The sequence below is a fragment of the Eikenella sp. HMSC061C02 genome, assembly GCF_001809035.1.
Lineage (GTDB): Bacteria > Pseudomonadota > Gammaproteobacteria > Burkholderiales > Neisseriaceae > Eikenella > Eikenella corrodens.
The window spans coordinates 84859-95415 of sequence record NZ_KV795536.1; the positions used below are offsets into that span (position 1 = coordinate 84859).

Consider the following 10557-nt stretch of genomic DNA (forward strand, 5'->3'; position numbering starts at 1 on the left):
TTGGCGCTTTAGAGTTTCATCGCATCTTCAAGCAGGCCGTCCAAACCGGCTTTGTGTTTCACAGCATAGCCGACGGCGGGCGAGGCGCTGGCCGGGCGGCTGGCGGTGGTGAGGCGCTGGTTGGCGCCGAGCACTTTTTCCAGACGGTGGCGGATTTGGTACCAAGCGCCTTGGTTTTTCGGCTCTTCCTGTGCCCACATGATTTCGGTGGCGTTCGGGAAGCGTTTGAGTTCGGCGGCCACTTCTTCGTAGGGGAAGGGGTAGAGCTGCTCGACGCGAACGATGGCGATGTCTTTTTCCAAGCCTTTGTCGGCGCGGGCTTTGGCCAAATCGTAGTACACCTGGCCGGCACACAGAATCACGCGTTTCACGTCTTGATCGCGACCTTGTACGGTGTCGCCGATCACAAGGCGGAATTCGCCGTCGGTGAAGTTGGCCAGTGGGCTGCAGGCGTCTTTGAGGCGCAGCAGGCGTTTGGACATGAAAATCACCAGCGGTTTGCGGTAGGGGCGCAGAATCTGGCGGCGCAGGGCATGGAACATCTGCGATGCTTCAGACATCATCAGCACTTGGATGTTTTCTTCGGCACACAGTTGCAGCCAGCGTTCTACGCGGGCGGAAGAGTGTTCCGGGCCTTGGCCGTCGTAGCCGTGCGGCAGGATAACGGTGAGGCCGCACCAGCGTCCCCATTTGGTTTCGCCGGAGGTGATGAATTGGTCGATGGCGATTTGCGCGCCGTTGGCGAAGTCGCCGAACTGGGCTTCCCAAATCACCAGGTCTTCCGGTGCGGAGGAGGCATAGCCGTATTCGTAGGCCATCACGGCTTCTTCGTTCAGGATGGAATCGATGACGTTGAAGCGGCCTTGTTTTTCGCTGATGTGTTGCAGCGGGATATACACGCCGCCGGTGCGTTCGGCACGGTTTTGGTCGTGCAGCACGGCGTGGCGGTGTGAGAAGGTGCCGCGGCCGGAGTCTTCGCCGGAAATGCGGATGTCGTGGCCGGCTTCGAGCAGGCTGGCGTAGGCGATGGTTTCGGCCATACCCCAGTCAATAGCTTGCTCGCCAACAGCCATGGCTTTGCGGTTTTCGATGATTTTCTTCACGGTATTGTGCAGTTTCACATCAGCGGGGATGTCGGTGAAGCGGTCGGTCAGGCGTTTGATTTCGGCAGCAGGCAGAGCAGTTTTCACCGGAGTGCGCCAGCTGATGGGCTGGTATTTGCTCCAATCCACTGCGTGTTCGCGTTTCTGCTCAGGCAGGATTTCCTGGATGCGGTCGCCTTTGTCCATCGCGGCGCGGTAGTCGCTGATGAGTTTTTCGGCTTCTTCCTTGGTGACCACGCCTTCTTTAATCAGCTGCTCGGCATACACGGCGCGGGAGCCGGGGTGTGCGGCCACTTGTTTGTACATCAGAGGCTGGGTCAGGGTGGGATCGTCGCCCTCGTTGTGGCCGAGTTTGCGGTAGCACACCAAATCGATCACGATGTCTTTCTGGAAGGTAGTGCGGTAGTCCAGCGCGATTTGGGCGGCGTGGCACACGGCTTCCGGGTCGTCGCCGTTCACATGCAGAATCGGCGCGCTCACCATCTTGGCGATGTCGGTGCAATACAGGGTGGAGCGGGTGTCGCGCGGATCGGAAGTGGTGAAGCCCACTTGGTTGTTGATCACGAAGTGGATGGTGCCGCCGGTGCTGTAGCCGCGGGTTTGCGACATATTGAAAGTAGATTGGTTCACGCCCAAACCGATGAAGGCGGAGTCGCCGTGGGTGAGGATGGGCAGCACTTGTTTGCGGCCTTCGGCACCGCGGTGGTCTTGGCGGGCGCGTACGGAGCCTTCAATCACGGGGTTGGTGATTTCCAAGTGTGAGGGGTTGTAGGCCAAAGAGAGGTGCACCGGGCCGTGCGGGGTGGGCACGTCGGAGCTGAAGCCCATGTGGTATTTCACGTCGCCGCTGGGGAATTTGGCGTCCACTTTGCCTTCGAACTCGTCGAAAATGGCTTGCGGGGCTTTGCCCATGGTGTTTACCAACACGTTTAAGCGGCCGCGGTGCGCCATGCCGATTACGATTTCCTGCACACCTTTTTCGGTGGAGGCGCGGATCAGATGGTTCAGCGCGGGCACGGTGCTTTCGCCGCCTTCGAGCGAGAAGCGTTTCTGGCCCACATAACGGGTGTGCAGATAGCGCTCCATGGTTTCGGCGGCGGTGATTTCTTTCAGGATGAGGCGTTTAGTCTCGGCATCAAACTGCGGGCGGGCGCCGTTGGCTTCCAAACGTGCCTGCAGCCATTCGCGTTCGGCGGTGTCGGGAATGTGCATGTATTCCAATGCCAGGGGGCCGCAGTAGATTTGTTTCAGATGGCGGATGATTTCGGCCAGGGGCAGCTTGGGGCTACCTGAAAGATCGGTGCCGACATGGAAAGGGGTGTTCATGTCGGCATCAGTGAGGCCGTAGGTTTTGGGATCGAGCTCGGGCAGTTGTCTGATATGGGTGCGGTCGAGCGGGTTGAGGTCGGCAGCGCGGTTGCCCAAGGAGCGGTAGGCGGAAATCAGGCTCAACACGGCCACTTGCTTCTGCATGGCGGCAAAATCCACGCCGCCCGCGGCTGCGCCGCCGCGCTGCTGTGCCAAGTTGGCAAAGGCTTCCTGAATCGGGCGGTGCGCCACATCTTTCGGAGTGTTGCCGGGCATGGCGGCCACTTGGTCGAAATACTGCCGCCATTGGCTGTCCACGGAGTCAGGGGAGCTCAGATAGGCTTCGTACAAATCTTCAATATACGGGACGTTGGTACCGTATAGGTAGGACAAACTACTTTGTTCTTTCATCATGGCAAGATCCTTATTTAAGGTGAAGGTTTGAAGAGCAGCACGCTTGCTTATCGGGCTGCCTAAGCGGGCAGCCTTTATCCTATCTGCAGCGAATGCCGATTCCGAATCGCCACACGGCAGGCGGCTAAAAATGAGTATGGCGATTCGGAATAAGCATTTTCAGGTAGCCTTTTGCTGGCATCCTGATTGCGCTTGGCGCAGGAAATTGTTTGTTTGGAAAGGAGGGATGGAGAATCTGGCGCGGTGGAATGGCCGGGGAGGGGAATATGATAAAAACTCGAAGCCGGCTACCTGAAAAGGTTGTTCTTTTTGTCGCTAAGATTCTGGAATCAGCCCGGCCTTTCGTTGAGTTTCAGGGGTTTACCAGGCAGCAGCAGAAATGTTGCTGGAAGTTTGCCAAACGCCGGTATAACGGCTGAATAATACGACCCGATATGGGGAACGTCAATAAGAAAAATCCCTTTTGCAGCAGGCTCGGCGGGATGGGCGTGGGCTGGCAGCAGAGGGTGGGTGCTGTAGGGATAGTGAGCTATTGATGAAACAGGAAAGATGGAGGAAAGAGGCTACCTGAAAGCCGGAATGTTAAAGTTGCTTTCGGCGTACTTGAGTGCCGGCTGTGGTCGGTAAAGAAAAAGGCTACCTGAAACTTTGGCTTGGCAGAAACTCTGCGCTGCTTTCAGGTAGCCTTATGTGTCTGAATTTTATATGTGCGAACTTCAAAGTTACGCTTTCAGGTAGCCTCAAGGGAATGCGGTTTAATCAGTGCGCCGGCTGCTGCGGATTTTATCCAATAAGGCTGCACTTTCGGCATTGGCAGCAGGGTTTTGGCCGTTGAGTTGGGCGAATAATTCGGGGTCGGGCAGGGCGAGCAGTTCGGTGAATACGGTTAGCTCGGCATCGCTCAGGCGGTCGAATTCGGCGGCCATAAACTGCTTCAGCAGAATATCGAGCTCCAGCAGGCCGCGCCGGGTTTGGAAGCGCAGGCGGCGTTTGGCGGTGTCGTCAAAGGTGGACATGGCTTATCTATCAGATTATTTAACTGGGGATAAGGAGGCTGGCTGCAGACAATACAGCCAGTACGGCTAGGCAGGTAAGACTGTACTGGCTGCAGATCATCCACTATACCACGCGTTTGAGCATGATTTCTTTGATCTTGCCGATGGCGCGGGTGGGGTTGAGGTGTTTGGGGCAAACGTCTACGCAGTTCATGATGGTGTGGCAGCGGAACAGGCGGTAGGGGTCGTTGAGGTTGTCCAAACGTTCGTTGGTAATGGTGTCGCGGGTGTCGGCGATGAATCGGTAGGCATTCAAGAGGCCGGATGGGCCGACGAATTTGTCGGGGTTCCACCAGAAGGAGGGGCAAGCGGTAGAGCAGCAGGCGCAGAGGATGCATTCATACAAGCCGTCCAGCTCGGCGCGCTCGGCCTGGCTTTGCAGGCGTTCCTGCTGTGGGTCGACAGGGTTGTCGTTGACCACATAGGGTTTGATGGAATGATATTGCTTGAAGAATTGGGTCATGTCCACGATGAGGTCGCGGATGACGGGCAGACCGGGCAGGGGGCGCAATACGATGGGCTGCTTGAGGCTGCGGATATCGGTGAGGCAGGCGAGGCCGTTTTTGCCGTTGATGTTCATGCCGTCCGAGCCGCAGATGCCTTCGCGGCAGGAGCGGCGGAAGGAGAGACTGTCATCTTTGGCTTTGAGCTTCATGATGGCGTCGAGCAGCTTCACGTCGGTGGGCTCGATTTCGAGCTCGTAGTCCTGCATGTAGGGTTTGGCATCGGTATCGGGGTTGTAGCGGTACACTTTGAGGCGGATAGTTTCCATGGGTGTTCCTTCGGTTTGGTGCGGCAGTATTCTCAGGTAGCCTCAATGCAGCATGGAAGGGCTACCTGAAAATTCCAGATAGTTGTTTTTATTCTAGTAAATGCGCTTGGCAGGCTTGATGTATTCCACGCTGAGCGGTTGGGTGTGCACGGGCTTGTAGGCCAGGCTGTTGTCGGCGGAGTAGAACAGGCTGTGCTTCATCCAGTTTTCGTCATCGCGCTCGGGGTGGTCGTCGGAGGCATGGGCGCCGCGCGATTCTTTGCGGGCTTCGGCAGCAATCATGGTGGCTTTGGCCACTTCCATCATGTTGTCGAGTTCCAGCGCTTCGATGCGGGCGGTGTTCCACACCATGCTCTTGTCGCCGATTTCGGTGTGTTTGTTGCGTTCTACCAAGGCAAGTACTTTGTCCACGCCTTCTTTCAGAATGGCGTCGGTGCGGAATACGCCGGCGTGGCGTTGCAGTGTGCGTTGCAGTTCGCCGCGCAGCACGTCTACGTTTTCACCGCCGGTTTGGCTGTTCAGCCGTGCCAGGCGTTGTTCGGTGAGCGCACCGGCGTTTTCGGGCAGCGGTTTGATGTCGGGATTCTGCTTGATGAACTCAATCATGCTGTCGCCGGCAGATTTGCCGAACACCACCAAATCGAGCAGGGAGTTGGTGCCGAGGCGGTTGGCACCGTGCACTGAGGCACAGGCGCATTCGCCGGCGGCATACAGGCCGGGCACAACGGCTTCGGGATTGCCGTCTTTCGGCGCAACCACTTCGCCCAAGTAGTTGGTGGGAATACCGCCCATCATGTAGTGCACGGTGGGCACCACGGGAATCGGGTCTTTAATCGGATCAACGCCGGCGAAGTTGATGGAAATCTCGCGGATACCGGGCAGCTTGGACATGATTTTCTCTGCGCCGATGTGGTCGATTTTCAGCAAAACGTGGTCTTTGTTTTTGCCGCAGCCGCGACCTTCCAGAATTTCTAGCGACATGGCGCGGGAAACGACGTCGCGCGAAGCGAGGTCTTTCACGGTGGGGGCGTAGCGCTCCATAAAGCGTTCGCCGTCGGCGTTGAGCAAGATACCGCCTTCGCCGCGCACGCCTTCGGTAATCAGCACGCCCGCACCGGCCACGCCGGTGGGGTGGAATTGCCAAAATTCCATATCTTCCAGCGGGATGCCGGCACGGGCACAGATGCCCAGGCCGTCGCCGGTGTTCATGAAGGCGTTGGTGGAAGAGGCATAGATGCGGCCGGCACCGCCGGTGGCGAACAGGATGGTTTTGGCGTGGAAGATATACACATCGCCGCTTTCCATTTCCATGGCAGTGATGCCCACTGCATCGCCTTCTTCGTTGCGGATGAGGTCGAGTGCGGTCCATTCCACGAAGAATTGGGTGTTGGCGCGCACGTTTTGCTGATAGAGCGTGTGCAGCATGGCATGGCCGGTGCGGTCGGCCACGGCGCAGGCGCGTTCTACGGCGCGTTTGCCGAACTCGGCGGTATGGCCGCCGAAGGGGCGCTGGTAGATTTTGCCGCTTTCCACGCGGTCGAACGGCATACCCATGTGTTCCAGCTCAATCACAGCTTCGGGCGCGCGGCGGCACATGAATTCGATGGCGTCTTGGTCGCCGAGCCAATCGGAGCCTTTCACGGTGTCGTACATGTGCCAATCCCAGCGGTCTTCCTGCACATTGCCCAGCGAGGCAGAAATGCCGCCCTGCGCGGCCACGGTGTGGGAGCGGGTGGGAAATACTTTGGAGAGCACGGCGGTGTTGAGGCCGGCTTTGGAAAGTTGCAGCGCCGCACGCAGGCCGGCACCGCCGCCGCCAACGATAACGGCATCGAATTTTCGGATAGGATAAGTCATCTTGTTCAACCCCAAATCACTTTAACCGAGTAAACCATGCAGCCTGCCAGCCAAACGATGGTGGCTACCTGAAGGAACAGGCGCAGGCCGAACGGCTTGATGTAGTCCATCCACAAATCGCGGATACCTACCCAGGCATGCAGAAACAGCGCGATGAAGCTGATTTGGGTAAACACTTTCACCCAAGTTTGGCCAAAAAATGCCTGCCATGCGGCGTAGTCGCCCGGCAGTGCGAGCAGGAATACAATCAGCGCGACGGTGTAAATCAGCATCAGCACCGCGGTGGCGCGCTGCATCGCCCAATCGCGCAGGCCGTAGTGTGCGCCGGTAAGTTTGCGGTCTACCATAGCCATACTCCCAAAATTGCGGTGCAGATCAAAGCCAGCGCCATCACGGTTTTGGCGGTGGTGCGGGCAGTGTTCAGCGCCAGGCCTTTGTGAGCATCCAAAAACAGGAAGCGGATGCCGGCAAAGAAGTGGTGCAAATAAGCCCACAACAGCCCGATTAGGCCGATTTTCACCAGCGGATGAGCCACGAAGGCGCGATAAGATTCAAAGGCAGCGGCATTATCCAGCGTGCCGGCAAGCAGCCACAACAGAAGCGGCAGGCTGATAAACAACAGCACGCCGCTGATGCGGTGCAGAATGGAAACAATCCCCGGAATCGGCAGCCGGATGCTGATGATGTCCAGGAATATCGGTCTGTTAGTCGTTCGCATGGCGAAACTTCCTCAGATTGGCAATATCCCAAACCGGCCGCAGCCGGCACTCAAAACCATAAAGCTGCCTGAGTATGCTTGAAAATATTTTCAGGTAGCCTTTTCGGGCAAGGCGCGGCAACCGAAAGCCGGCCGCGTTCGCCCAGCTATAAATCATATAGCAGCCTTTGTTTTAAATCAACTTAACATAGCGAACATCAAAATGGATGATTGCTTGCCTAAAGGATTTTAGTTAATTGTCAGATAAATAATCCGGTTATTCGACATCGCGTTTGCCCTTGTTCTTAATATAAAATAATGGAAAAGTGCCACAAATATGCCAACTTTCTGTATCATAACGCGCTTTACACGCTGCCTCAGGCTACCTGAAAAATCTGTGGCAGCATTGCACACTTTAATATTCATCCTCACTTCACTACATCAAGCCATGACCCACACCAACACGCCAAAAGCCCCCGTCCGCGTAGCTGTAACCGGCGCTGCCGGCCAGATTGCCTACTCTTTATTATTCCGCATTGCCGCCGGCGATATGCTCGGCGCAGACCAGCCCGTTATCCTGCAACTGCTCGATTTGCCGCAAGCGCAGCAGGCCGTACAGGGCGTGATTATGGAGCTGCACGACTGCGCCTTCCCGCTGCTGGCTGATGTGTTTGCCACCAGCGACCCCGAAGCCGCATTTCAAGATGCCGAAATCGCTATTTTGGTCGGTGCCCGCCCGCGCAGCAAAGGCATGGAACGTGCCGATCTGCTGCATGCCAATGCCAATATCTTCACCGCGCAGGGCGCCGCGTTGAACAAGGTGGCTAGCCGCAACGTGAAAGTGCTCGTAGTGGGCAACCCTGCCAACACCAACGCTTATATAGCCATGAAATCCGCGCCCGACCTGCCCGCACGCAATTTCACCGCCATGCTGCGCCTCGACCACAACCGGGCTCTCAATCAAATCGCCCTTAAAATCGGCCATTCTGTAAATAGTATCAATCAATTATGCGTATGGGGCAACCACAGCCCCAGCATGTATGCCGACTACCGTTTCGCCACCGTAAACGGCCAAAGCGTGCAAGAGTTGATTGGCGATGCACAATGGAACACCGAACACTTCCTGCCCACCGTGGCCAAACGCGGCGCCGCCATCATCGAAGCGCGCGGCCTCTCTTCCGCTGCCTCAGCCGCCAACGCCGCCATCGAACACATCCGCGACTGGGTGCTCGGCAGCAACGGCCGCTGGGTAACCATGGGCGTGCCTTCAGACGGCGCCTACGGCATCCCCGAAGGTCTTATCTTCGGCTTGCCCGTGGTGTGCGAAAACGGCGGATACCGCGTGATTAAAGACTTGCCGATTGACGACTTTAGCCGCGAACGTATCGGCATCACGCTCAAAGAGTTGGAAGACGAACGCGCGGCGGTGGCGCATTTGTTGTAACGCGGGCGCAGGAGCAAAAATTTTCAGGTAGCCTTTCGTGTGTAAGAGGCTACCTGAAAATCCATCGGCAAAGAAAAGAGAAGGGCTACCTGAAAACTTGAATTACGGTTTTCAGGTAGCCTTTCCTTATGCAGAAAACGCTGCTTAATCGTGTACCTTCAGCAATTCCACTTCAAAAATCAAAGTGGCGTTCGGTGGAATCACACCGCCGGCGCCGCGTGCACCGTAGCCCATTTCTGGCGGGATGGTGAGCTTGCGTTTGCCGCCTTCGCGCATACCGCCGAAGCCTTCGTCCCAGCCGCGGATGACCTGGCCTACGCCCAGGATGATGGTGAGCGGTTGGCCGCGGTCGAGGCTGGAGTCGAATTTGCTGCCGTTGGTGAGGTAGCCGCTGTAGTGTACGGAAATCCGTTTGCCTTTTTCGGCGGTTTTGCCGCTGCCGGTTTCAATGTCTTCAATAATCAGATTGCTCATGATGTTTCCTTAAGTGAGGGATGGAGGGGAGGCTACCTGAAAAATAAGCGCTTCGGTTTCATTCTAACTGCATTGAGGTTTAGGCTTTCAGGTAGCCTGCTGATGCGGGCAGCATTCTCAGGCATAAAATGCAGTTCGGCAACTGTTTTGCCGCCTTCTGGCAGGATATTTCCACGCTGCCGTTTTTTCCGCGCGGCAATTGGACTAGAATACCAACTTTCCAACCACCCGACCAATAATCCATCATGACCACCATTCCGCTGAAAAAAATCTATTCCGGCAAAGTGCGCGATTTGTATGAAATCGACAGCCGCAGCATGCTCATCGTTGCCTCCGACCGTCTCTCCGCTTTCGATGTGATCTTGAACGAACCCATTCCCGGCAAAGGCGAAATCCTCACCCAGATTTCCAATTTCTGGTTTGGCAAACTCTCGCACATCATGCCCAACCACTTCACCGGCCAAACCGTATACGACGTATTGCCGCACGACGTAGCCGCCGCGCTGGAAAAACGCGCCGTGGTGGCCAAACGGCTCGAACCTTTGAAAATCGAAGCCATCGTGCGCGGTTATTTGGCCGGCAGCGGCTGGAAAGAATACCGCCAAACCGGCGCCGTGTGCGGCATCAGGCTACCTGAAAACCTGCGCGAAGCCGAGCAGCTGCCCGAAATCATCTTCACCCCGTCCACCAAAGCCGCAGTGGGCAACCACGATATCAACATCAGCTTTGATGAGTGCGCCCGCATCATCGGCCAAGAGCTGGCCGAAGAAGTGCGCCGCAAAGCCATCGCCCTCTATAGCGAAGCCGCCGAATACGCCCGCACCCGCGGTATCATCATCTGCGACACCAAATTCGAATTCGGCCTGGACGAAAACGGCACGCTCACCCTGATGGACGAAGTGCTCACCCCTGATTCCAGCCGCTTTTGGCCGGCCGACCAATACCGGCCCGGCAGCAACCCGCCCTCGTTCGACAAACAATTCATCCGCGACTGGCTCGAACAAAGCGGCTGGAACAAACAGCCTCCCGCCCCCGCAGTGCCCGCCGAGGTTATCGAAAAAACCTTGGCCAAATACCGCGAGGCTTTGGAACTGCTCACCCAGTAATCCGTTTTTCAGGTAGCCTCAAACATAATCAAGGCTACCTGAAAACCTATCCTGCTATTTAAACCGTATTTTCTGCCATGCCTACCCGCAAACAAACCGCTCTGCAAACCGCCGCCAAGCTCAAACAGGGCAAAACCGCCAAGCTCAAAGAATGGCAGGCGGTATCTGCCCAGCGGCAGTTTGCCAACGAATACACCGTGGCCGCCCGCCTCGGCGAACCCGCGTTTACCGAAGAGCAGGCTGAGATGGTGGCGGCGTTGTTTGGCAAGTAAGCTGCGCGGTGTGGTAAGCATCAAAAGGCTACCTGAAATTTTTCAGGTAGCCTTT

11 protein-coding genes are annotated in these 10557 nt (G+C 56.7%); 3 read left to right on the plus strand and 8 right to left on the minus strand.

Features of this window, described 5'->3' with window-relative positions:
* Positions 1-8 precede the first annotated feature (8 nt).
* The 6 genes from HMPREF2541_RS03135 to sdhC all read right to left on the minus strand — a co-directional run bounded on the left by HMPREF2541_RS03135 (position 9) and on the right by sdhC (position 7227).
* The gene (locus HMPREF2541_RS03135; protein ID WP_049258805.1) at positions 9-2825 is read right to left on the minus strand and encodes a 2-oxoglutarate dehydrogenase E1 component; all 2817 of its coding nucleotides are present in this window, start codon (positions 2823-2825) and stop codon (positions 9-11) included.
* A 755-nt stretch (positions 2826-3580) separates the two neighbouring features.
* Complete coding sequence (locus tag HMPREF2541_RS03145) at positions 3581-3841, minus strand: FAD assembly factor SdhE (protein ID WP_003822781.1); 261 nt, start codon at positions 3839-3841, stop codon at positions 3581-3583.
* A 103-nt stretch (positions 3842-3944) separates the two neighbouring features.
* Entirely contained in the window at positions 3945-4652 is a 708-nt protein-coding gene (locus HMPREF2541_RS03150; protein WP_003822780.1) for a succinate dehydrogenase iron-sulfur subunit, read from the minus strand.
* Positions 4653-4745: 93 nt separating this feature from the next.
* A complete protein-coding gene (gene sdhA / locus HMPREF2541_RS03155) occupies positions 4746-6509 on the minus strand; it encodes a succinate dehydrogenase flavoprotein subunit (RefSeq protein ID WP_035580089.1) in 1764 nt (587 codons plus the stop codon).
* A 5-nt stretch (positions 6510-6514) separates the two neighbouring features.
* A complete protein-coding gene (sdhD, locus tag HMPREF2541_RS03160; protein WP_035580088.1) occupies positions 6515-6856 on the minus strand; it encodes a succinate dehydrogenase, hydrophobic membrane anchor protein in 342 nt (113 codons plus the stop codon).
* Positions 6850-7227: a succinate dehydrogenase, cytochrome b556 subunit gene (gene sdhC / locus HMPREF2541_RS03165; RefSeq protein WP_003822776.1), complete on the minus strand. Its 378-nt coding sequence runs from the start codon at positions 7225-7227 to the stop codon at positions 6850-6852. Before sdhC ends, sdhD begins: the two co-directional genes overlap by 7 nt.
* A gap of 427 nt (positions 7228-7654) precedes the next feature.
* Between sdhC and HMPREF2541_RS03170 the strand changes: the two genes are divergently transcribed.
* On the plus strand, positions 7655-8650 hold the full coding sequence (locus HMPREF2541_RS03170; protein WP_003822775.1) for a malate dehydrogenase: 996 nt from the start codon (positions 7655-7657) through the stop codon (positions 8648-8650).
* 144 nt (positions 8651-8794) lie between these two features.
* Here HMPREF2541_RS03170 and HMPREF2541_RS03175 read toward each other — a convergent pair whose 3' ends face one another.
* Both HMPREF2541_RS03175 and HMPREF2541_RS12140 read right to left on the minus strand, forming a co-directional pair.
* Positions 8795-9124, minus strand: coding sequence for an FKBP-type peptidyl-prolyl cis-trans isomerase (locus HMPREF2541_RS03175; protein WP_003822774.1), 330 nt, complete (start codon positions 9122-9124; stop codon positions 8795-8797).
* A 79-nt stretch (positions 9125-9203) separates the two neighbouring features.
* Positions 9204-9371, minus strand: a complete 168-nt coding sequence (locus HMPREF2541_RS12140) for a hypothetical protein (protein WP_168161090.1) — start codon at positions 9369-9371, stop codon at positions 9204-9206.
* Between HMPREF2541_RS12140 and HMPREF2541_RS03180 the strand changes: the two genes are divergently transcribed.
* Both HMPREF2541_RS03180 and HMPREF2541_RS03185 read left to right on the plus strand, forming a co-directional pair.
* Positions 9370-10230 carry a phosphoribosylaminoimidazolesuccinocarboxamide synthase gene (locus HMPREF2541_RS03180; protein ID WP_003822772.1) on the plus strand — a complete coding sequence of 287 codons (861 nt, stop codon included), beginning with the start codon at positions 9370-9372 and terminating at the stop codon, positions 10228-10230. The genes HMPREF2541_RS12140 and HMPREF2541_RS03180 overlap by 2 nt on opposite strands.
* A 77-nt stretch (positions 10231-10307) precedes the next feature.
* Positions 10308-10502 (plus strand): hypothetical protein, encoded by a 195-nt coding sequence (locus tag HMPREF2541_RS03185; protein ID WP_003822771.1) that lies wholly within the window; start codon positions 10308-10310, stop codon positions 10500-10502.
* Positions 10503-10557 lie beyond the last annotated feature (55 nt).